23 protein-coding genes are annotated in these 22,177 nt (G+C 60.5%); 9 read left to right on the plus strand and 14 right to left on the minus strand.

The features are described from left to right. Window positions 1–134 precede the first annotated feature (134 nt). The 3 genes from FXV83_RS37680 to FXV83_RS37695 form a co-directional block, all read right to left on the minus strand. Window positions 135–1,118, minus strand: a complete 984-nt coding sequence (locus FXV83_RS37680) for a hypothetical protein (protein WP_148744863.1) — start codon at window positions 1,116–1,118, stop codon at window positions 135–137. A gap of 96 nt (window positions 1,119–1,214) precedes the next feature. Further along, window positions 1,215–2,303, minus strand: a complete 1,089-nt coding sequence (gene recA / locus FXV83_RS37685; RefSeq protein WP_148744865.1) for a recombinase RecA — start codon at window positions 2,301–2,303, stop codon at window positions 1,215–1,217. Window positions 2,304–3,518: 1,215 nt separating this feature from the next. Next, a complete protein-coding gene (locus tag FXV83_RS37695) occupies window positions 3,519–3,758 on the minus strand; it encodes a DUF2798 domain-containing protein (protein WP_148744869.1) in 240 nt (79 codons plus the stop codon). Window positions 3,759–4,172: 414 nt separating this feature from the next. On the opposite strand from FXV83_RS37695, the gene FXV83_RS37700 reads away from it, so the two are divergent. Both FXV83_RS37700 and FXV83_RS37705 read left to right on the plus strand, forming a co-directional pair. Next, window positions 4,173–4,361: a hypothetical protein gene (locus FXV83_RS37700; RefSeq protein ID WP_148744871.1), complete on the plus strand. Its 189-nt coding sequence runs from the start codon at window positions 4,173–4,175 to the stop codon at window positions 4,359–4,361. A gap of 177 nt (window positions 4,362–4,538) precedes the next feature. Beyond that, window positions 4,539–4,772 carry a DUF6894 family protein gene (locus tag FXV83_RS37705; protein WP_148744873.1) on the plus strand — a complete coding sequence of 78 codons (234 nt, stop codon included), beginning with the start codon at window positions 4,539–4,541 and terminating at the stop codon, window positions 4,770–4,772. 21 nt (window positions 4,773–4,793) lie between these two features. Here FXV83_RS37705 and FXV83_RS37710 read toward each other — a convergent pair whose 3' ends face one another. Together FXV83_RS37710 and FXV83_RS37715 are read right to left on the minus strand one after the other, a co-directional pair. Further along, window positions 4,794–5,048: a hypothetical protein gene (locus FXV83_RS37710; protein WP_148744875.1), complete on the minus strand. Its 255-nt coding sequence runs from the start codon at window positions 5,046–5,048 to the stop codon at window positions 4,794–4,796. Window positions 5,049–5,149: 101 nt separating this feature from the next. Next, complete coding sequence (locus FXV83_RS37715; RefSeq protein WP_148744877.1) at window positions 5,150–5,443, minus strand: hypothetical protein; 294 nt, start codon at window positions 5,441–5,443, stop codon at window positions 5,150–5,152. 391 nt (window positions 5,444–5,834) lie between these two features. On the opposite strand from FXV83_RS37715, the gene FXV83_RS37725 reads away from it, so the two are divergent. Continuing rightward, window positions 5,835–6,305 (plus strand): PaaI family thioesterase, encoded by a 471-nt coding sequence (locus tag FXV83_RS37725; protein WP_148744881.1) that lies wholly within the window; start codon window positions 5,835–5,837, stop codon window positions 6,303–6,305. A 163-nt stretch (window positions 6,306–6,468) separates the two neighbouring features. Continuing rightward, a complete protein-coding gene (locus FXV83_RS37730) occupies window positions 6,469–6,708 on the plus strand; it encodes a PilZ domain-containing protein (protein ID WP_187436448.1) in 240 nt (79 codons plus the stop codon). A 127-nt stretch (window positions 6,709–6,835) separates the two neighbouring features. On the opposite strand, the gene FXV83_RS37735 is transcribed toward FXV83_RS37730, so the two are convergent. Further along, complete coding sequence (locus tag FXV83_RS37735; protein ID WP_148744885.1) at window positions 6,836–7,069, minus strand: hypothetical protein; 234 nt, start codon at window positions 7,067–7,069, stop codon at window positions 6,836–6,838. 153 nt (window positions 7,070–7,222) lie between these two features. Here FXV83_RS37735 and FXV83_RS37740 point away from each other — a divergent pair, with 153 nt between their 5' ends. Then, window positions 7,223–7,627, plus strand: coding sequence for a hypothetical protein (locus FXV83_RS37740; protein ID WP_148744887.1), 405 nt, complete (start codon window positions 7,223–7,225; stop codon window positions 7,625–7,627). A gap of 142 nt (window positions 7,628–7,769) precedes the next feature. Here FXV83_RS37740 and FXV83_RS37745 read toward each other — a convergent pair whose 3' ends face one another. Continuing rightward, window positions 7,770–8,237 (minus strand): DUF6691 family protein, encoded by a 468-nt coding sequence (locus FXV83_RS37745; protein ID WP_148744889.1) that lies wholly within the window; start codon window positions 8,235–8,237, stop codon window positions 7,770–7,772. 5 nt (window positions 8,238–8,242) lie between these two features. Next, the gene (locus FXV83_RS37750) at window positions 8,243–8,671 is read right to left on the minus strand and encodes a YeeE/YedE family protein (protein ID WP_148744891.1); all 429 of its coding nucleotides are present in this window, start codon (window positions 8,669–8,671) and stop codon (window positions 8,243–8,245) included. A gap of 191 nt (window positions 8,672–8,862) precedes the next feature. Here FXV83_RS37750 and FXV83_RS37755 point away from each other — a divergent pair, with 191 nt between their 5' ends. Continuing rightward, on the plus strand, window positions 8,863–10,032 hold the full coding sequence (locus FXV83_RS37755) for a GNAT family N-acetyltransferase (protein WP_148744892.1): 1,170 nt from the start codon (window positions 8,863–8,865) through the stop codon (window positions 10,030–10,032). Window positions 10,033–10,039: 7 nt separating this feature from the next. On the opposite strand, the gene FXV83_RS37760 is transcribed toward FXV83_RS37755, so the two are convergent. Continuing rightward, a complete protein-coding gene (locus FXV83_RS37760) occupies window positions 10,040–10,705 on the minus strand; it encodes a DsbA family oxidoreductase (protein ID WP_148744895.1) in 666 nt (221 codons plus the stop codon). 68 nt (window positions 10,706–10,773) lie between these two features. Then, window positions 10,774–11,595: a helix-turn-helix domain-containing protein gene (locus FXV83_RS37765; RefSeq protein WP_148744897.1), complete on the minus strand. Its 822-nt coding sequence runs from the start codon at window positions 11,593–11,595 to the stop codon at window positions 10,774–10,776. A 687-nt stretch (window positions 11,596–12,282) separates the two neighbouring features. Between FXV83_RS37765 and FXV83_RS37770 the strand changes: the two genes are divergently transcribed. Beyond that, a complete protein-coding gene (locus tag FXV83_RS37770; protein WP_148744899.1) occupies window positions 12,283–12,504 on the plus strand; it encodes a cold-shock protein in 222 nt (73 codons plus the stop codon). Window positions 12,505–12,580: 76 nt separating this feature from the next. Here FXV83_RS37770 and FXV83_RS37775 read toward each other — a convergent pair whose 3' ends face one another. The 4 genes from FXV83_RS37775 to FXV83_RS37790 all read right to left on the minus strand — a co-directional run bounded on the left by FXV83_RS37775 (window position 12,581) and on the right by FXV83_RS37790 (window position 17,524). Continuing rightward, window positions 12,581–13,315 (minus strand): hypothetical protein, encoded by a 735-nt coding sequence (locus tag FXV83_RS37775; protein ID WP_148744901.1) that lies wholly within the window; start codon window positions 13,313–13,315, stop codon window positions 12,581–12,583. Window positions 13,316–13,724: 409 nt separating this feature from the next. Beyond that, on the minus strand, window positions 13,725–14,987 hold the full coding sequence (locus FXV83_RS37780; RefSeq protein ID WP_235940539.1) for a glycosyltransferase family 4 protein: 1,263 nt from the start codon (window positions 14,985–14,987) through the stop codon (window positions 13,725–13,727). A gap of 40 nt (window positions 14,988–15,027) precedes the next feature. Then, the gene (locus FXV83_RS37785; RefSeq protein WP_148744905.1) at window positions 15,028–16,161 is read right to left on the minus strand and encodes a radical SAM protein; all 1,134 of its coding nucleotides are present in this window, start codon (window positions 16,159–16,161) and stop codon (window positions 15,028–15,030) included. A 1-nt stretch (window position 16,162) separates the two neighbouring features. Beyond that, window positions 16,163–17,524, minus strand: a complete 1,362-nt coding sequence (locus FXV83_RS37790; protein ID WP_235940540.1) for a glycosyltransferase family 4 protein — start codon at window positions 17,522–17,524, stop codon at window positions 16,163–16,165. A gap of 349 nt (window positions 17,525–17,873) precedes the next feature. Here FXV83_RS37790 and FXV83_RS37795 point away from each other — a divergent pair, with 349 nt between their 5' ends. Together FXV83_RS37795 and FXV83_RS37800 are read left to right on the plus strand one after the other, a co-directional pair. Then, on the plus strand, window positions 17,874–20,015 hold the full coding sequence (locus FXV83_RS37795) for a type I secretion system permease/ATPase (RefSeq protein ID WP_148744907.1): 2,142 nt from the start codon (window positions 17,874–17,876) through the stop codon (window positions 20,013–20,015). A gap of 97 nt (window positions 20,016–20,112) precedes the next feature. Continuing rightward, entirely contained in the window at window positions 20,113–22,122 is a 2,010-nt protein-coding gene (locus tag FXV83_RS37800) for an HlyD family type I secretion periplasmic adaptor subunit (protein WP_187436449.1), read from the plus strand. Window positions 22,123–22,177 lie beyond the last annotated feature (55 nt).

Consider the following 22,177-nt stretch of genomic DNA (forward strand, 5'->3'; position numbering starts at 1 on the left):
CTGCGTCGGATGGCAGAGGGCCCCAGACAAGGCGGCGCTCGATTGCGAGCACGAGATCGCCAACGTCGGCTTGCTCGAGAGCGCCAGCGGCGGACGAATCTGTTGTCAGAATAAGCCGCGTCATGCTCGTGACTTCAAGCCCTCGTCAGGACAGAGCCGAAGCGCCACAGCCGCTCGTTGGTCAGCCGCGTACCGCCCCACCAGCGGTCGATTGGGTTGTGAAGGCTGAAGTCTTCCCGCCCCGCCAGCACAGCTTTGCCAAACTCCGTTATCGACAGCCTGCTCCGCAGATAAACCTCATGACGGCCCCTCAGGTTGCCCCGGTCGATCGTGCGCAGTTCATCGCCAAGCCCTGCAACCGCGGGTCTCGGACCTAGCGCGAGCCCTTGGAGCAGCCAGCCCAGCTCCCACTCGCTGAAGACACGCGTACGGCGGAGCCCGCGCAAGTGGAACAGCGCGTTCGTCCGCTCGTAGCCCCGTGAAACGAGTTCAAGAAACCGCATTTCCGTCGCGCCGAGCCCGGTTGAGGGTGATGGAAGCTCTGCCAAGAGATCGATCAAAGCCGGCTTCAGCATTGGCAAGGCACTTAGATCTTTGTCGACCAGATCGACGCCGGCCTCAGGTGTCGGCGCGGCATAGGCCTGCCAGGCCATGCTTGCTGTTTCAAGCTCATCTGCGGTGACCTCGACATCGGGAATATAGGCCAACGATTTGCGAATAGATTTAAGTTCCTGCGAGATCAGATTGAAATCGATCAGACGCAGCTTTGCCTTCGCCACGATCTCTGGATGCGAGCGGAGAAAATCGAGCAGCCAAATTAGCTGCAGCTGATCATTCGGGGTCGAATCAAACCACAATTCGACAATATCGTAAGATTGGCAAAACTCGGTCAGCGACAGGTGCTGCCGTTCTCTGACGCCCTGGGGCCTTCGTCCGATGAAGTCCGACCAGTGCCCTCCAGGATTCGCCGTTCCTGACCGTGCGGCAACATAGATCGCAAGTTCGTCGAGAGGCAGAGGCCCGTCAACAAAGCGGAACGTGAATGGAATGACGACCTCGGCAAGATCTGAGCGTATGAGATCAAAGCCCGACGAACTCGTCAGAAACGCACGCTTCATCGCCTAAATACTCCAGGCAAAGTGAAACAGGCGCCGAAGACGTCGGCAACTCAACGTCCTCAGCGCCCGCTCCTCGCGAAAACTCTATTGTTAAGGCTACTCGTCGGCCGGCTCGTCGCCGTCGGCGTCGCGCTCGGGGGTGCCGGCCAGAATCTGCTCGGCGATCAGGCCGGAGTTCTGACGGATGGCGGTCTCGATCTTGGCGGTGATGTCGGGGTTGGCCTTCAAAAACGCTTTGGAATTCTCGCGGCCCTGGCCGAGACGCTGGCTGTCATAGGAGAACCAGGCGCCGGACTTTTCGACGATGCCGGCCTTGACGCCGAGATCGAGGATCTCGCCCATCTTGGAGACGCCCTCGCCGTACATGATGTCGAATTCGACCTGCTTGAAGGGCGGCGCCAGCTTGTTCTTCACCACCTTGACGCGCGTGGTGTTGCCGACCACCTCGTCGCGCTCCTTGATCGCGCCGATGCGGCGGATGTCGAGACGGACGGAGGCGTAGAATTTCAGCGCATTGCCGCCGGTGGTGGTTTCCGGCGAGCCGTACATCACACCGATCTTCATGCGGATCTGGTTGATGAAGATGACCATGGTGTTCGACTTGTTGATCGAAGCCGTCAGCTTGCGGAGCGCCTGGCTCATCAGACGGGCCTGGAGGCCCGGCAGGGCATCGCCCATCTCGCCCTCGAGCTCGGCCTTCGGCACCAGCGCCGCAACCGAATCCACCACCAGAACGTCGACCGCACCCGAGCGCACCAGCGTGTCGCAGATTTCCAGCGCCTGCTCGCCGGTGTCGGGCTGCGAGATCAGGAGCTCGTCGATGTTGACGCCGAGCTTGCGGGCGTAGACCGGGTCGAGCGCATGTTCGGCGTCGATGAAGGCGCAGATGCCGCCCTTCTTCTGTGCTTCCGCCACCGTGTGCAGCGCCAGCGTGGTCTTGCCCGAAGATTCCGGCCCGTAGATCTCGACAACCCGCCCCTTCGGCAGGCCGCCGATGCCGAGCGCGATATCGAGCCCCAGCGAGCCCGAGGACACCGCCTCGACATCCATCGAACGGTCGTTCTTGCCGAGCTTCATCACCGAGCCCTTGCCGAACTGGCGCTCGATCTGGGAGAGCGCGGCGGCCAGAGCTTTACTCTTGTCCATGGAAGATCCTTCGACGATACGCAGGGCAGTGGTGGACATTGGGTCGTGCTCCTTATGGCGAGGATTCGCTAGAGGGACAAACGGTGGGTGGGGCGGGCCGGCGACAAAAATAATGTACCCTATTTGTTCCAGGTTCGCAATATGTTCTTTTCGCCGCCGGGACTGCAAACTCCGAAAACCAGCTTGAATTTCCGAAAAGCGTTTCCTGCTCCTCCGTGGCGGCTCTGCCGCCTCAGGGGAGTCGGTAGCCGCGGAAGAGCTAATCCCAAATTGAAATTTTGGCCTATTCCAATTCGCTGTGTTTACTTTGGAACCGCGCGGCGCACGCGGGCATAATAGGATCGAGGTTGCACATTCTTACGGTTAGGACCCGTATGCACAGGCCACTCATGAAACATCGCCGCCGGTTTAAACAGAGCTCGCCCCTCGAAGAACGTCTGGCCGAAGAAGCCGAACGGCTGAGACAGGAGGCCACGAAGCTGCCTCCCGGCTCCCGGCGGGAAAGCCTCCTCCGCAAGGCCCGACTGGACGAGACCACGGCTCATATCGCCGAGTGGCTGACTTCACCCGGGTTGCAGCAGCCCAAGCCCTAGAGCGGGCTTACGGGCCGTCTCGATTAGTCTCCCGCTCGAAGACTGCGACCGGGACTACCTGCTTGGTTGTTGTCGTCGACCGCGAGGGGCCAGAGCCGGCCGCGGTTTCTACTTTGCATGGGGTTGTTTTCGATATTTTTTGAGTGCGCACCGAGCCTGCTCGCGCGGATCCACGCTCGGGGCCGCATCGTCGCTGTTCGCCGTGCCGCCGCTGTCGCGTTCGTCGTGCCGGTCTAGATTAGCGCCAACAGCACGATGCCGATCACCAGCACTACGAAGCCAGCCGCCGTCGCGGCGGCGAATGACCGCTCTACATTATCCATGATGCCACCCCGTTGTCGGCGCACCACGTTTCCCCCATGGCTTCGCCGAACGGACGGAATCTCGCCGACGCGTGTGTCGTAAGTTGTGCAATCGGGTGTTCGAATTGGGACGTTGGAGCGCCTCAAAAGGCTCCCTTCCTTTCATTCACGATGGCGCCATGCTCGGTCGAAGCGCACATCGCTCTGCGGTTCGGTCCGCGTGCTTGTCAGGCTGCCGTAAGCAGCGCCGGTTACGGTGGTCCGGCTTATGGTGTTGCAAGCCCAGCACCTCAGCCTCCAATAACCTCTCGCCCCGCTTGGCTCACCCCAAGCGGGGTTTTTTCGTTTCCGCAACCTGCTCAGCCAGTCCCCTCTTCCCGCGTCAGCCGCAGCGCGAACGCGCGAATCGCAGGCGCTGCCAGCAGCACGATGGGCAGCATCGCCGCCCATGCAACCAGCCACGAGATTGTCCAATGTTGAACGAAGAGCATCGCGCTTTGCGCCGGAAAGCTGGCGATCCCCGCCGCGATCAGCGAGGTCAGGCCGGACTGGATGACGCCGAAGACGAAATGACTGTAGCGACGGGGAATGCCGAGCATGATGCGCCCATGTTGCCTTTGCCTATCTGGCAAGCAAGGCATGTGCCGTGGATCGCAGGAGGGCGGCTTGGTCACCGGCTTCCGGTCATTCCCGCCGCGCGATGGGAACCGCGGTTTTAATGATTCACCCACCGAACCTGTCCGTGGTTCTCCGACCATGAACAGAGTTCCTGGGCCATCTGTCCGAGTTGCGGTGGAACGCGTCGGCAGGGACTTGGCCGCTGGCGACGACGGCTCCAGGCGCGCTGCGAGTTTTCCGCTCCCACGTCTTTCGGAATCCGATTTCGTTTGTTGCGAGCCGCGCGCACTTTCGAGATTTTCGTGAATTATCCAAGGCTTACCGGAAGATTTCACTTGTCGGCGGAATATGTGATGCCCAACATGCTTCCGGAAAGGTGAATCGTGGAGGTGACCATGAATCACAGGGGCATCGACTTCACCGTTGCCAAAACGGCGATTCCGGGTGTCTGGCAGTGGGAGTTCTGCATCGGCGACCAGGTCAAGAGCGGCAAGACCGAGACCAAGATCGACCTGTTGGCGATCCGGCGGGTGCAGCTGCGCATCGATCGGGAGCTGAAAGCGCTGGCACGGAAAACCGCCTGAACCGGCGGACCGGCGGCTTTCAGGTCGATTTTTAGCGCGGCGCGGTTTGCTTGGGCCCGCAGGCAGCCGCCATGGGCGGCCATTCCGTAGACGCCCGGAATTGATCTGCCGGCCATTTGGGATTGGATTGAGCGCCTTGTGGCTTGGGGGCAGGCCATTACGCGACCGGTGCCAGCCATGCCGCATTATTTCTTTCGAATCCGGAACGGCCGCTATTCCGGTTGTGCCGAGCATGCGACGGAATTTGCCGATCGCGATTCGGCCTGGAAGGAGATGACCAGCGTCTGCGCCGACATGGCCGCGGGCATCTCCCGCAAGCTCCAGGAAAACTCGGAGTGGCATATGGAGCTGCTCGACGAAGCCAAAGAGCCCGTGTTCCGGATCCGTATCGTCGCCGAGACCTTCGAGTAGGTCTTTGTCTCCGAGCTTGGCCTAGTCGGCGCTGGGAAGCCGCCGCATGGTGAATTCGATCTCGCCGCCGGGCAATTCGCGCCAGTGTTCGACTTCGCTCATATAACCAGCCTTGGGGTAGCGGGCGAAGAAGGCCTGCGCTCTTGCGCGCGCCGCCGGGCGGGGCAAGGTGAAGGTTTCACGCAAATAGCCGTCGCCGCTCTGTTCGGCTGGCTTACCGCCCGCCTTGTGCCGGCGCGCCATCCGCTCGGCGAGATCCCGCGGCCGATCGGCCATGTGATGCCTCCTCAACGCAACACTCTCTCGGGAATGTAGGAAGCGGGCGGGCCGAACAGGAGTCCCGAGTGGAGGCGCAAGCCGCCTCCGCCCGTGATCGTTCAGTTAGCGGCTGTGCCGGTCTTGGTCTTCTTGGGCGCACCGGTCGCGGCCGATGCCTTCGGCGCCGGCTGCTTTGGCGGATCGGAGCGCATGCCGCCCCAGGGATCGTTGGACGCCTTGGTGTCCGGAATCTTCTTCAGCGTTTCCTTGTAGGCCTTTTCACGTTCGGCCTCGGCCGCCTTCTCCTCCGGGGTCTTGCTCGGACCATCCTGCAGCAGGTTGATATTGGGCATTTGCGCATAGGCCGGTCCGGCCAGCACGGCCAGCACCGCAGCCATACGGAAAAGCTTCATCATTCGCTCCTTGATCATCCATAGAAGGGCGGATCGCCCCGCGCCTTGTCGTCCCTGTTCAACCCCGGTCGCGACCTTGGGGTCGCTCGGGGCCGCTAGAGCCGGTCCGATCTGCACGATTTCGGCGCATTCAGCCAGTCGTCCCAGATCGGGCCGCATTTGGTGCACCCGTTCAGCACAAGGCCGAGCGCGGCCAGACAAACGACCAGGACACATCGACGCAACATCGTCCACCCCATTCCCAAGCGCGGCATCATAGAGGGCGAAGTCAGGCATTTTCAAGCCGACGGGACTTCAAGCCGACGGGACCCACGGGAGACCGGGTGACTTTGCCGCGCCGATGCGCGCAGTATGGCCGAAACATCCGGCAACAATGGAGGACAACGACAGCATGCCATCGCAGCCAGAAGCGGAGTTCGGCATCGCCGACGCCAGACGGATCCTCGGCGAGGTCTTTGCGCCCTGGGTCCAAGATCTCAACCTCTCCGTCGAGCGCATCGAGCACGCCCCGCCGTCGGATGCACCGGACTGGCAGCCGGGCGCATTGCTGCGCTTGGCGTTTTCGGAGCGGCTGTGCCGCCACGGCGGCGTGGTGTGCGGCCAGGCGCTGATGGCACTGGCCGATACCGCCATGGTGATCGCAATTCTGGCCGCCAATCGCGGCTACCGTCCGATGACCACGGTCGACCAGACCACGCATTTCATGCGCGCCGTCTCCTCGTCCGACGTGCTGGCCGACGCGCGCGTGGTGCGCCTCGGGCGCACCATGAGCTTCGGCCGCGTCACCCTGCTCTCCGCCACCGACAACAAGCCGGTGGCCATGGTGTCGAGCGCGTTCGCGATGCTGCCGGGACAAGCATGATCGGAGAGCCGTGAAGCGCCAAGCGCACCGCGGCGGCGGAGAGACGCTCCGCTTCAATTTCGTAAACGAAGTCTGAAGCGCGGTGCAAGTAGCGGCAGTATTGAGTTTAGTTCAAGGTAATTTCTATGCACTATTTCACAATCATCGCTATGGACTAACGCGGATGATCGAAAAGCGTACGGCACAGCGGCACCGGGTCTTCAAGGGTGGCACGATCGCCTTTGAAAATAGTGGTTTTGCGTGCACGGTGCGAAACATGTCGGCGAGCGGCGCCGCAATCGATCTCGAAAACCCTGTCACGTTGCCGCAATCGTTCACGCTGTCGATTTCACGCGACAATTTCGTGCGAAATTGCCGGCCGGTCTGGCGCAACGACAGGCGCGTCGGCCTCGCCTTCGTATAGTCATGCACATGATGTGAATGAACGTTCGCATCGTGCACACGATGCAGCATCATGCGGCAGCGCCCGTTGTACCGAAGGCGGCATCGGGGCAGGATATCGCAGGCGGGTCGTTACGGCCCGCCAAGCTTTATTTCAGCTTCTTCGTGGGTTCGCTCGGGCGGGCTCCGCCCCACGGATCATACTTATCCTTGGGCTCGGGAATGCGCTCGAGCGCCGCCTTGTAGGCCTTTTCGTCAACCTTGGGCTTGTTGTCCGGCTTGGCCACGGCCTCATTGGGCTGGCGCCTGCCGCCGCCCATCTGCGCCTGCGCCGAGACGGCCGTCAGCGCCAGCACGGCCGCCGCTATGATCAAAATCCTCATTGGCGCAATCCCCCTCGTCCGGGGTACAAATTAGCCCGCAATCCCCGTAATAGCCAATGCCGCGGCGTCACCGACTTCAGCAAATGTTGATCGGACGGGACTTCGCCGGATCGCATTCCTGCCTATCTGATGGCCCGCAGGGGACCCTCACGAATGTTGCGAATCATTGCTCATGCGGCGCTGCTCGCCGGCGCGCTTGCGCTTGGCGGCTGCGGCTTTGCCGACAGCCGGGCGCCGGTGCCCGAATTCATGCGCATCAAGGAGGTCGAACAGCCGCCGCCCGAACCGCCCCCGGACGTCAAACGCGTGGTCCGCGAACAGATCGAAGTGGTCTTTCTCACGACGTCCTACCCTCGCGAAGTGCAGGTCGCCCTGCCCCATCACGAGGTCCGCGGATCGGGCTGGACCGCCTGCGTCCGCGCGCAGCTCACCTCCGCGACCGGAACGGCGCTCGGCCCCCAGACCTACATCGTGACGATCGCTGGCGGAAAGGTGATCGACCGCCGACGCGCGGAGGCCGAGGACATCTGCGGGACGGAAACCTACGAGCCGATCTAGGCGACTGGGACGACGGCCGACGCGCTGGCGTCGGCATTCGCAGGCCCGGCGTCAGCGTGGGCGTCGGTGTCGGCGATCGCTGGTAATCGATAAGACTCGAGGAACGGGACCGGACGAGACAGCCCGCCCGGTCCTGTCCATGTCAGGTTTCGAGAGGATCGGCGGGCGTCACTGCGCGCGTCGACGACGGAAGCTGCGCGATGAAGCGTGCGAGCACCATACCGGCACACATCGCGGCGACGAATATGAAAGCGGAGATCGAGCCGAACCCAAGCGCGGTCAGCGCCGGTCCAGGACAGAAGCCCGCCAGTCCCCAGCCGATGCCGAAAATGGCGGGGCCAATAACAATTTTCGGATCGATGTCTTTTCGCATCGGAACATAAAATCGTTCGGCGAAGAACGGTCGCGCAAGCTTCGAGACCCGGTTGAAGCCGACGAAGGTGACGGCAATCGCGCCGGCCATCACGAAAGCGAGGCTGGCGTCCCAAGTCCCAGCGGGAATGCCGCCGACGTCCAGAAAGTTCAGCACCTTTGCCGGGTTCGACATGCCCGAGAGGATAAGGCCGAGGCCGAAGACCAGGCCGATTGCGAATTGAACGAATATTGCCATCGCCGTCAGCTCCAGTGCCGCGTCACGAACACGGTGGCTATCGCCATTGCCATGAACGTGACGGTCGCGACCAGCGAGCGCACCGAAAGCCGCGACAGGCCGCAGACACCATGGCCGGACGTGCAGCCGCTGCCCCACACCGTGCCGAACCCCGTGAGCAATCCGGCCACAATCAGGACCGCCGCACCGGCCTCGATCGTCTGCGTCGGAAAGCTGCCGGTGACCAGCCGCACCAGCACGGGGGCAGCGACAAGGCCTGCGACGAAAACGAGCCGGCCGGTGAACTCGCGGTCCTGGTAAGGCGGGAACAGTCGCGCCACGATGCCGCTGACGCCGGCGATCCGTCCCGTCGCCCACATCAGGAGCACCGCGGAGAGCCCGATCAAGGCACCGCCGAGCAGCGAGGCAATCGGCGTGAAAGGCGTGACAACCATTTTGATCCTCCGACTCGAGAGCACCTCTTGTGCGTTCATCGCTGCATCCGGCGGATTGCCGCCCGAATGATCAACGAGACGTTAACAATACCATTCGAATTGAAGGGGCGTCCCAACCGTATTTTCCAATCTTTGCGCTAAGCATGGCCGCGTGGCGCGGATTTCGCCCGCGTGAACGGGGACGACGGGACGTGGTCGATATCGCGCACCAGGCTGCGATCAATCCGGCATCGGCAAAGGGCGCCGCGACGACCTGCGCGCTCGTCCCGCTCACGGCGATCGAACCCGGCCAATGGCGCGCGCTCGCGCAGCGGGCGATCGAGCCGAACGGCTATTACCTGCCCGGTTGGGAGCTCGCCGTCAGCGCAACCGCGCGCGACCGCACCGGTGCATCGGCGCTCCCCGCATTTGACGGCTCTTCGAAGCGGCTGATCGGATTGATGCCGGTGATCCCGCTTTGGCGTGCCTGGAAGATCCCCCTGCCCGCGCTGGTGAGCGCGCATCCGTATGGCACGCTGTGCGGCCCGCTGATCGACCGCGACGCCACGATCGAAGCGGCAACACGGCTGTTGCAGCAAGCCCGAGAGGCTGGCGCACACGCGTTGATCCTGCGCGACGTCGCGCTCGACGGCGCGGCGCTGATGTCGCTCGGTGAGGTCCTCGGCCGATCCGGACTGAAGCCGCGCATCCTCAGCTCCTACATCCGTGCCTGTCTCGATGCGACGCAGGACGGCGACGTGCTGTTGCGCGAGGCGCTTGGCGCCAAGAAGCTCAAGGAACTGCGCCGCCAGCGCCATCGCCTGGAGGAGCACGGGCCGGTCGTGTTCGACGTCGCGCGCAGGCCGGACGAGATCGGGCCCGCACTCGAAACATTCCTGCAGCTCGAAGCCAGCGGCTGGAAGGGCAACCGCGGTACCGCGCTGCTCCAGGATGCCGGCGATGCGACCTTCATCCGCCGCGCCGTGCCGGCGCTGGCGGAGACCGCGCAATGCGAGATCATCTCGCTCCGTGCTGGCACGACGCCGGTTGCCGCCGGCATCGTGCTGCGGCATCAGGACCGCGCCTTCTTCTTCAAACTTGGCATCGACGAGCGCTTCGCAAAATATTCGCCAGGCGTGCAGCTCACGCTCGAGCTCACCCGCCATCTCTGCACCGATCCGTCAATCGCCAGCGCGGATTCCACCGCGAGCGCCGATCATCCCATGATCAACCCGATCTGGCGCGGGCGCTTTGCGGTCGGCGACGTACTGATTCCGCTGAAGCGGAACGATCCAATGGTGGCCTTGATTCACGCGACGTTGATCGCGCACGGCTTCGCATACGAAACAGTGCGGCGCGTCATCCACCTGCTGCGCAGATGAAAGCGAGCTACTCCGCCGCCTGCGCGTTGATCTCCGCCGAGACTTCGCGGATGGCACGCGCGAGCATGTTCGGATCCTGCGCGCCGGAGACAGCGTATTTCTGCGCGAAGACGTAGGTCGGCACGCCGGAGATGCCCTTCTCCGCTGCCTCCTGCGCATCGCCCGAGACGCGCGCGACGTCCTCGTCGGTGGCAAGACGGCGGCGCACGTCGTCTGCATCGAGCCCGATATCGGCCGCCGCCTGCACCAGTACGTTCGCGTCGGTGAGATCGCCGCCGTCGCGGAAATAGAGCTCCATCAAACGTTGCTTCATCTCGGGCGCCTTGCCGATTGCCTCCGCCCAGAGGATCAGGCGGTGGCAGTCGGTCGTATTGGGCTGGCGTGCAACCAGCTCGGGCCGGTAGACGAGGCCTTCTTCGCCCGCGGCGGCGACGACGCGGCCGGCAATGCCCTTATAGGCCTCGACCGAGCCGAACTTCTTGGTGAGATAGTCCTCACGGCTGATGCCCTCGCGCGGAACCCAGGGATTGAGGAAGAAGGGACGGAAGTTGAGCTTGACAGGAACGTCGGGCACGAGCGCGAGCGCGCTCTCGATCCGATGCTTGCCGATGTAGCACCAGGGGCACACCACGTCGGAGACGACGTCAATCTGGAGCGGTTTTAGCGTGCTCATATCAGGGCCTCCTTCGGGCGATGCGGGTTCCCCGCAAGATAAGTCCAAGGCGCCTCGAGGCAAGAGCGCTAGCCCATTTTTGCCGCGATCTGCTTCAGCCGCTCGGCGGTGCGCTCGTCGGCCGGAAAGAACGTCTCCAGCGCCAGCTCCGACAGGGTGATGTCGACCGGCGTGCCGAACACCATGGTGGTGGAGAAGAAGCTGAGGATCTCCCCCTGATGGCGCAACTTGAAGGGAATCGCGACATTGTCGCTCGACAAAGGTCCCGACCGCGCCGGAATGGGATAACTCTTGAGATCGTTGTATAGCTTGATCAGCTCGGCGTCGGCCGTCGCCTCGCATTGCCGGTGCAATCGCTCCAGAAGATGTCCACACCACTCCGCGAGATTGACCGTGCGCGGCGCCAGAGCCTCGGGATGAAAGGCGAGCCGCAGCACGTTGAAGGGCTGGTCGAGCAGCCGCTGCGGAATGCCCTCGAGCAGCGGCGCCACCATGCGGTTGGCGGATACGAGATTCCAGTGCCGGTCCACCGCGAGTGCCGGATTGGGCTCATGCGCCCTAAGGACGAGGTCGATCGCCTGGCGGGCTGATTTCAAGGCGGGATCCTCCAGCCGACGCTGCGGAAACGCTGGCGCATAGCCGGCGGCGACCAGCAGCACGTTGCGTTCGCGCAAGGGCACGTCGAGACGCTCGGCGAGCTTCAGCACCATCTCGCGCGAGGGCGCGGCGCGGCCGGTCTCGACAAAGCTCAAATGCCGGGAGGAGATTTCGGCCTCGCCCGCGAGATCGAGCTGACTCATGCGGCGGCGCTGCCGCCATTCGCGCAGATGGTCGCCGATATGAATCGGCTGGCTGCGTTCGGCCCGGGCCGTGGATGCATGTGCGTTCATGGTCGAAAACCTAGCATGCGGATTTCACCCCATCCATTACCCCCGAGGTAATGGATATTGGCACGTAACCGTCTGATTTCGCTGTCCGAAGAAGCTGCTCGATACCAACAAAAATACCAACATTTCAAAGTCCACGGACCGACGATAAACCAGTGTAGCTCTTGTCCGGAAACAGCGTGGCGATCACTTCTAGCCGGCATTGTAGTTGTTGAGCGTCGGACTGCCGTCCCGCTTCGCCTCCTGCACGCCTATGTGGAGGGTATCGTTGAACGTATTACCGTGTTGAACATACTACCGTAATAGGTGCTGGCCGTGAGCATCTGGTACGGCGGGCCAACATCTGCACCGCAAACAACGAGACGATCCGGCCGACGCTAGGTGCGAGGGACTCATCTTGAGATCCAATCCCCACCAGATGGAACGCCTGTTTGCGAGGCACCTTGCTTGTTTAAGCAACATCCAGCGCTGATTGTCTACTTGAGCGGTGCGGTTCCGGCCAGAGATGCTGTCGGCAACAGGCTGGATCGTCTGCGCAACTACTCAGGGAGAGGGGAAGGAATAGATAGCGATCCTGATTCACTGCAAGAGACCCCATTCTCAATTTCAACAACCCCGTATCTGCGCTGATTTCAGCTCCTCATCACGGCGTTCGCTCCGGAAAAGACCAAGGAATTGCCTGGAGGTACTGTGCCGACCGGATTTGTAGTTTGGTTTAACAAGTTTAAGGGTTACGGGTTCATTAGACCCGACGGCGGAGGCAAAGACATATTCGTTCATATGTCGGCAGTTGAACAAGCCGGCCTTTCCACGTTGCTCGAGGGGCAACGGGTAGGCTACGAGCTCGTGTCAGTCTCTGGCAAGATGACCGCCAGTCAACTGCGAATGAGCACTCTCCCAACCGAGGGATAAGCTCAGTTCGCCGGTGCAATCTAATTGCTGACCTGCTCCCGTGCGCGGACATCGTCGGTCTTCACCGCGAGGTCCTTCATATCATGTCTCTGTCATGCAGCATTCGAAAGTTCCTGACCATATCGTTGTACCGTCCAATCAGGTCTATGAGTTCGTCGCCATGATCCGACAGAAAACCGGCAATGCCCGAAGCGACTGCCTGCATCTTTGCGTCAATCTGTCCCAATAGCTCGCTTCGGGCTGCACCGTAGTGATCCGCGAAAGGATGAGCGACATCGGACCATTCGCTTGCGATTCTCATGGTATCAAAGATTGGCAGTTTCGACTTTGGCGCAACGTCATACCAGCGATCCACGAGCGCACCCCGATCGATAGCCTCCGCTGGCAGGGCCCCGACGCCAGCCGACCAACCACCCGCTCGCTCGACATCGACAGAAAGCAGCTCCAGCGTCTCGTCATGAAGGCAGTCAATCTCCTTCATGGAGTCATTGAACATGTCGCTCAGCCGCGCCAACTGCGACCACGCAAGTCTTAAATGCTGGTAGTGTGACAATTCGCCTCGCGCCCACGGATATTCACCGGCGACAACCCGGCAGGCGATCATGTCGCCATACACCGTGCGCAGCTGCAGAAGCGCCCTCAGCTCCGCTTTCAAGCGCTGATGAATGGCCGAGATTCCTCCTCTCGTTCTATCCGGTACGAACTCAAATGAGGGGTCGGACAGGCACATCAGGTTTTCACCAGCCAACTCGACGATCGGTGCGATCAGCCGGTCAATCTCGCTTACCGTTGGCTTGTCCACCCTGGTCATTCTTACAACATCCAGCAACGCTTAGCCGTTTCGGCGTCTGACCCGATGCTTCGTTGGCTTGCGAATCCCCTGTCCCGAGCCTCTCAGGGTTCAGTCGTTTTCGGAAGCCCAATTTGTGCTCAGAATCAAGCCGGCGAGGCAATATCAAGCCTGCGCCCGCCGGGGCGATGTGCAGGACCCGATCGCGAAAAGCCCACTGTTGCAGGAGGCTTACGCCGATGCGTTGAGGATGTCCGGCCTCAAGGCTGCGGGCTGAGTAACTGGCCTTTAAGGCGCAGGCGACCACAAAGACCGCACCCAAAGGAGCCCTATGCACCCGTGCCAACGAACGATGTCGACCGCCCGCGGAAGAGCTCAGCACCAGAAGGGCTCGGCTTACGCGTCCCTCGGCTTCCGATTGACGCCGCGACTATTTCAATTTGACTTTTGCCGACGGCACACCCGTGAGCGGCTTCGTCAAATTGTCGTTGACGCTGCGAGCGAGACCGTAACGGGCAGCCCCCTGCCTGCCCAATTCCAATTGTTGCACTCTATTCCCGGCCCCGCCCGAACGCGCGATGTTGCCTTGTGGCCGTCTCCGGCCAAGCAGTTCGTCGTATACCTCCAGCGTCCTGTGCGCGATGTCGGACCAATCGTATCGCTGAGCACTCTCGCAGCGGACGGCTTCGCGCTCCTCCGCATTCAGGCTGGCGAGCGTCAGCGCCGAAAGCTTTGCGCGCATCTCCTCGCAATCTCCGACATGGAAAATGCGGGCGGGATCGTCCACGACTTCGAGGTTGGGAGCAATATCACTCACCAGCACCGGCAATCCATAGCTAAGCGCTTCGAGCAACACAATGGGTAGGCCCTCGTGTGACGAAGGCAACACGAACAGCGCGGCGTGCGCATAGAGTTGTCGCAACGCATCGCCGGTCTGAAAGCCCGCCATGACGACGTTTTGCCGGCCGGCCGCCTCTCTGACCAGCTGATCTGCGTATTCGCTCTGGTGATCGATCTTGCCAACGATCGCCAACTTCCATCCAGGCAGCGCCGCGGCCGAAAACGCACGCAGGAGATCGAGCTGGCGTTTCTCGGGGACCAGCCGGCCGACCGTGAGTACGTATCGTCCTGGCTCCAATCCCAATTCGACGACCTCGTCGCTCTGTTGCGGCATCTCCGAGAACACGACCCCATTCGGTATCACCTCGCACGGCTGGCCATATTTGGAGGCAATAAGGTCGCCGATACTACGGCTGACAGCGATGCGTTTGTTGGCGTAGCGCATCCCCATCGCTTCACCGGTCCGCAGCACCGCCCGCGCCGCCCAGCCCCACTTCTCGCGGTTGTAGTCCTCGCCGTGATGGGTGACGACGACCTGCAGACCGATGGCCCGCAGCAATGGCGTTACGATTGCGGGTCCGATGCCGTGAATGTGCACCAGACCCGGCCTCCGAACCGCAGCAACAATCGCACAAATCACGGCATGCAGCAGCGTTTCGAAGTACTTGTTTGGCACGGTCCACAGCCGCAATATGCGGACGCCCTTCCATACTTTTGCGAGGCCGGGCTCGACATAGGGCGATCGCATGCACACGGTGACTCGTCTGCCGAGTTCGACCACCCGTGGCGCAAGATTCTCTGCGTGCGCTTCGATGCCACCCTGGATCTGCGGGAAACCACGAAAGCCGAACATGTAGATCTCACGCCTGCTCATCTGGATTTCCTCCGCGAATTCAATTGTTCATGAAAGTTCGCAACGGGTAATGTTCGTCGGGGGTAATGCGCCCCTTGACCAATCGGGCCTTGACGTTCTTGTTCAGGAAGGACGTTCGTTCGACGTGCGGGGACGGCCTCACGTCGGAATAATTGATGTAGCTGTCAAAGCAGATGCTCTTGCCGATCGATACCTTCAGCTTGTTCTTGAGGACCCAGAGCAGGGGATCGGATTTCGGCAGCTGAGGGACCAGGTTCGACCGCATGGCGGTCCGCGCGGTTGTCACCATCCAGCAATTCTGGCCGCAGCCAGCGACCTTCTTCCGCGTCTGCTGCGCGACCTCGCTGTTCATGATCTCGTCCCATGACTGGCGCGCAAGATTGCCCATGGGAAGATCGGACCGGACGTTGCAAGCCCATACGTCCGACCAAGGATCGATGAACGCGAAATCCCTGCCTGCGCTGCAGGGTATCAGCCGATCGTGACCAAGGATCTTCTCGATCAAACCGAGATTCAGGTAGGCCCGAAACCAGTTCTTTGGCTTCGGACTGCGCAACATCGCCGAAATCAGTCCTTCGACCTTTCGCGCGACCGCCTTGCGATCATAGAAGTAGTTGTCGTTCTTGTAGAACTGCCACGCGTTGTGGAGCGTGGAGGTCGCCAGCTCGAAGCCTTCCGTCCGGGCAAATTCGTAGACATCGACGAGCTGATCGACGTTCTCATCCTGAATGACCATCGCAAAACCGAGATCGGTGCCACCCGCCTCACGAAGCATACGGAGTCCTGCGATCTTGGTGCTATAGCCGTCCTTCTCGCCGCGAATCCTGTCGTTCGTTTCCTTATCGCCCTCCAGCGAGAACCGCACCTTGATATTCGGATACTTCTTGATGATTGGAACCAGGCGCTCAGCGTGAAGGCCGTTCGACGATATCTCCGTCACCCTTGCCTTGGGATAGAGAAGGTCGATCACTTCCGAGAGGTCTTTGCGAAGCGTCGGTTCTCCGCCTGATACATTCAGGTTGTCAAATCCGGCAGGAAGTTTTGACAGCGTGTCGAGCGACACCTCTTCCTTCGGCTCGGTCGGGTTTTGCCAGATGTAACACATCTGGCACTTCGAATTGCAGCGGAACGTTGAAATGACAGTGAGGTCCATTTTATGATCCAACTCTCTTGTGTAAGCCCGCCGCTCCAATCAGGCTCTCATACAGCGAGAACAACGCGGCTCCATGCGCCTGAAGTGAATACTCAATCTCGACGATCCTTCGCGCACTGCGGCCGAGTGCCTCTCGACGATGGCGATCGGCAAGAAGCTTTCTGATACTTTCCGACAGCTGAGAAACGTCGCCGGGCTCAAACAACAGACCCGTCGATTCGTCTCTCACGAGCTCGGGAATGCCGCCGATGCGCGATGCTACGATCGGCTTCCCGTATGCCATCGCTTCAAGAATTGAGAGAGGGCTGTTCTCGTGCCATCCGGAGGGGACAGCTATCAACGCCGCTCGCATGATCGTTCGTTCCAGCTCTATGCCGCTGAGGTGCCCCTTGAACTCCGCCATCGGATACTTCCGCTGAAGCTCCTCCAGCAGCGGACCGGTGCCGGCGATCACCAACCGCCAGGTTCCTTGATCTGCTGCATGAGCTAGGAGAAGGGTCTCAACGCCCTTTTCAGCCGACAAGCGCCCAAAGTACAATGCGTAGCCCTCGTCGTCGGTAGGCACCTCGATACGCGACGCGTCTATTCCGTTCGGAATATGAACCACCTTCTCCGCACCAAACCGGCGGACGACGGCCTCGTACATGAATTTGCTCGGCGCAATGAATTTTCCGACCCGATGATAGCTTCCCGCCAACGCGTGATAGCGCGCCTCCGCCCAGAGTAAGGCGCTGCGGCCCAATGACCCATTCGCACAGCGTCGCGCGAGAAGGGCCTCGAAACCACCGTCTGCGCATCTCGTGCACACCTGTCCGTTGCTGAGCTGCGTGTAGACAGGACAGACCGGCTTGTAGTCATGAAGCGTGAGAACGACGGGAACCCCCAATCTGGCCGCGGCGGAGATGATGGATGGGGTGAGCTGATGATAGATGTTGTGGCAATGGAGAATATTCGGTCTCTCGTTCCGAATGAGATCAGTAATCTTCGAAACGGCTTCCGGGGAGTGAATGAGGGAAAGTGCAGACTTCAGCTTGTCGCTCCGCGATGGAGCCCGATACGATTTTTGCGATACGAAATATGGTTGAAAGCGCGATGGGACATTTCGATCATCATTCATGGAGAATTCAATGACATCGGCATTTCGGCTCCGCATCAGCTCCATCTCGTCGAACATGACGACCTCGGAGCCGCCGTTGCGGAAGAAGAATTTGTTCGCGAACAGGACTTTCAGGTTGGGCTGATCCGGATCGTTGGGCTGATCCCGTCTGGTGTGTTGAACATCTCGTTCAGTACGCGCTCTCGAACGCTCGGTCGAAAACGTCGCTACTGGTTCCTCTCTGAGCTCGAATGAAGATTCAGTCATTTCGCGTTCCTGACCGAGAGGTCGGAACAAGCCGAGATCCGATGCCAACGCCAATTCCTGTTGCCTGGCGATCGGCCAGGCGGTGCGCGGCTGTTCTCGTTACAATTCCAACCATCCGGGGGATGATATGCGACCGCCTCCCCCCGATATTGACAGCCGTCAACTCGCTTTCGGGGCGGCTCCTAAAATGGATTGATGGCCTGCTGTCTCGCTGGATTTCTTCCCTAATCGGCCCGATATCGGGTTGCGCCCCGAGCCCCGCGCAGCACCGGACGACATACCATCATGGTCGATATTTACTGCCACAGGCATTACTGGGCCAAACTGCGTGATGCGGCGCGGAGTGCCAATGCGCGAGCAACTTGAGCCAACTGGCGCAATCCCTGATCAAGGATTGATCGCGTTGGTCATGATGCTCCGATTTCACGGGGTCGCAGTTGATCCTGAACGGATCCGTCATCAGTTCGGAGGAGTTATCGGGATCGCCGAGATGCTTCGCTGCGCCAAGGAACTGGGGTTGAGGGCACGCGTCGTCAGAACGAATTGGTCCAGGCTTTCCGGTCTACCCATGCCGGCACTCGCCGTCCTGCGCGAGGACAAATTCCTGATCTTCGGAAAGGCCAGTGAGGACAAGGTCATCGCTCTCGAGCCTGGTCGACCTCAGCCGGTCATAATGTCGCGAATGGAGATTGAGGCCGCGTGGGACGGATCGGTGATCCTGATGACGCGCCGCGCGTCTCTCTCCGATCTCGCTCGCCGTTTCGACATCACCTGGTTTCTTGGCGCAATTCACAAGTACCGGCGGCTGCTGGCCGAAGTTCTGGCTGCATCATTCTGCCTGCAGCTTTTTGCGCTTGTATCGCCGCTCTTCTTTCAGGTCGTGATCGACAAGGTCCTGGTTCACCAGAGCATGGGCACTCTGGACGTGCTCGCTGTTGGCCTTGTCGCAATCGCGTTGTTTGAAACCATACTTGGCATCCTTCGCACTTATCTGTTTTCCCACACCACAAATCGGATCGACGTGGAACTGGGCGCCCGGCTGTTTCGTCACCTATTGGCTCTGCCAATTGGTTATTTTCAGGCACGGCGCGTTGGCGACTCCGTTGCGAGGGTGAGGGAACTGGAGAATATCCGCAATTTCCTGACCAGCTCGGCCTTGACGCTGATCATCGATTTGTTCTTTGCGACCATCTTCATCGCGATACTGTTCTTCTACTCACCGGCGCTGACATGGATCGTTCTCGTCTCGCTTCCAGTCTATGTCGGAATTTCCGCAGCCGCCACGCCGCTGTTTCGGCGACGGCTCGATGAGAAATTTCAGCGTGGTGCAGAAAATCAGGCCTTTCTTGTGGAAAGTGTGACTGGAATCGAGACACTCAAGGCAATGGCCGTCGAGCCCCAGATGCAGCGCCGTTGGGAGCAGCAGCTCGCCGGATATGTCGCCGCGAGCTTTCGCGTCATCAGCCTGGCCAACGTGGCTAGTCAATCGGTGCAATTTGTCAGCAAGCTGGTCAGCGCGGCTACCCTTTATTTCGGCGCGAGACTTGTCATAAGCGGCGATCTTACCGTTGGCGAACTTGTTGCTTTCAATTTGCTCGCCGGCCGCGTAAGCGCTCCAGTGCTTCGATTGGCTCAGACTTGGCAAGACTTTCATCAGGCCAGGGTTTCGATCGCACGCCTGGGCGATATTCTGAATACCGAGACCGAGCCAGTCTACAATCCCGGCAAGATGGCACTGGCTGCGATCCGAGGCCATATCACTTTCGAGCACGTGACCTTTCGCTACCGCATTGACGGACCCGAGATTCTGCGGGATATGCACTTCCATGTTCCCGCGAACCAGGTCATTGGAATAGTAGGCGCCTCGGGGTCGGGAAAGAGCACGTTGGCCAAGCTGGTGCAACGACTCTACATACCTGAGCGCGGCCGAGTCCTGGTCGACGGCATCGACGTTGCACAGGTGGATCCCGCCTGGTTGCGTCGCCAGATTGGTGTGGTTCTTCAGGACAACATACTTTTCAACTGCTCGATCAGGGATAATATTGCGTTCGCCGATCCCGCGACATCGACGGAACGCGTGATCGAGGCGGCGACAATGGCTGGTGCACATAACTTTATTCTACAGCTACCGCAGGGTTATGACACCACCGTAGGGGAACGGGGGAGTAGCCTGTCAGGTGGACAGCGTCAGCGCATCGCAATTGCGCGCGCACTTGTAACCGATCCTCGGATCCTGCTTCTTGACGAGGCCACCAGCGCACTCGATTATGAGAGCGAGCACATTGTTCAACAGAATATGGCGAAGATCTCACAGGGCCGGACTGTACTGATCATTGCGCATCGGTTGTCGGCCCTGCGAATGGCCGACCGCATCATCACGATTGAAGATGGCCGCCTGATCGAGGACGGCTCGCATCAAGAACTGATCAATCGCGGCGGGCGCTATTCCAAGCTCTATCGCCTGCAGACAGGTTTCCATGAGCTTCCATAGCATGTTCCTCTCTCACGACCGCGCAAGGAGACGATGCGGCCCGGCCTGTTCGTCTCGCGCTCCGTATTGGACTCGCTGAGGGCCGATGGAGCGGACCGTGACACAGGCCATCGAAGACCCCGGGCTTTTTGTCCTGGACGTCCTCCTACGCCTGCGCGGTATTGAGAGCAATCTCGATCACATTCGCCGACGGTCAGGCTACGCTCCGATCGGCGTTCCGGACATGCTCGCTTATGCAAGAGAGGTCAACCTTTCTGCACGTTGTGCGCTGACCGATTGGGATGAGCTGTCAAAGCATCCTCTGCCGGGAATTGTTCCGCTTCGCAGCCAAAGCTTCCTGTTGCTTGGAAAAGTGCACGGCAACGAAGCGGTGATCCTTGCTCCCGGCGCCGAAAGGCCGGCTATCATCTCCAGATCTGAACTCGAAGCCATCTGGGATGGACGGCTGGTTTTGATTATCCGACGCCGCGCCATCGCCGCTTGGCTGCTGCGCCTCTCTCAAAATTGCCTGGGCCTAGTGCAGGATTTGAAGGCGCGTTCACTGGTAATGACGCCTCGAGTGACCGACCTGTTTTCCGGCCTTGTCGGCCGAGCGCCATTAACGGCAGAGCAGCGGTCCACAGGGCCGGCGCAGAGCAGCTCCGGGAATGCCGTCATTGTCTTCGCAGATCACGCCCGCAAGCTCGGTCGCGCGGTCGCAAGGCTCGGGCCCACCGATGAGGCCCGCCCGAGCCACGAGCTCGCCTTTCTGCCCGCAGCACTAGAGATCGTCGAGACGCCTCCGTCTCCGGTGGGACGCGCCATCGTCGTCAGCATTATGGCCGGGCTCGCTGTCGCGTTGGCCTGGGCCTGCATTGGAACTGTCGACATTGTTGCCATTGCTCCGGGCAAAATCATTCCAAGCGGTCGGACCAAGACCATTCAACCCTTCGAAACCAGCGTTGTCCGCGCGATCTACGTCCGCGACGGGCAGAGTGTCGCAGCCGGCGAACGCCTGATCGATCTGGATGCTACTGTTTCCGCGGCCGAACTGAGTCACTTGAAGGGCGATCTGATGAGCGCACAGCTCGACGTCGCGCGTTTGAAGTCCTTGCTCTCAAACAAGACCGATCCTGCCTCAACATTCGAAGCCCCGCCCGGCGCGTCACCTGTGCTGGTCGAGATGCACCGTCGCTATCTTATCAGCCAGACCACCGAGCAGCATGCGAAGCTCGCCACAATTGATCGTCAAATCGCGCAGAAGGAAGCAGAGCGAGCGACCTCCAAAGCGTCAATTGAGAAGCTGAAGGCAACCATCGGTCCACTTCAGCAGCGCGTTGAAATACGTGAGCAGCTATATCAGAAAGAACTGGGCTCGAAGCTGTTGTACTTGACCGAGCTCCAGGAACTGGTCGGCCAACGCCAGGAGATACTTGTTCAGCAAAGCCGTTTCGGCGAGGCGGACGGCGCCCTTGGCGTTCTCATGGAGACCCGAAACAAGGCAATCGCCGAGTATGAGCGTACCTTGTTCGAGGAACTCGCCAAAGCGGAACAGAAGGCTGCCGGGTTAACCCAGGACGTCATCAAGGCGGAGCGACACACGGGTTTGCAGAGCCTGACAGCTCCCATCGACGGTGTCGTGCAGCAGCTCGCCGTTCATACGGTCGGCGGCGTCGTCACGCCGGCGCAACAGCTTATGCTGATTGTTCCGACCGACAGTAATCTCGAGGTCGAAGCCACGATATCGAACCAGGACATCGGCTTCATCGAAGCAGGCCAGGAAGCCGCCATCAAGATCGATACTTTCAATTTCACCCGCTACGGACTGCTGCATGGCACTATTGTCAGCATCTCCCAGGACGCCATTCCCCGCAACAAACCGCCGGAGAACGGCAACACAAGATCGTCGGGTGCGGAGACAACCAGCAGCGAACCGAAGGGTCAGGAGCTTGTGTACGCCGCGCGGCTATCGCTCGACCGCAACTACATGGACATCGACAACCGACGTGTCAGCCTTTCTCCAGGGATGGCTGCAACGGTTGAAGTCAAATCCGGCTCACGTAGCATCATCAGCTACGTCCTCTCACCGATCATGAGGTACAAGCAGGAGAGTCTACGCGAGAGATAGTCGGCCCGCCGCGGACGTTAGGCGTCACCACCGCCGCAAGTCCTGTTCGATTCTG

The organism is Bradyrhizobium hipponense, assembly GCF_008123965.1.
In the GTDB taxonomy this organism is placed as follows: Bacteria; Pseudomonadota; Alphaproteobacteria; order Rhizobiales; family Xanthobacteraceae; genus Bradyrhizobium; species Bradyrhizobium hipponense.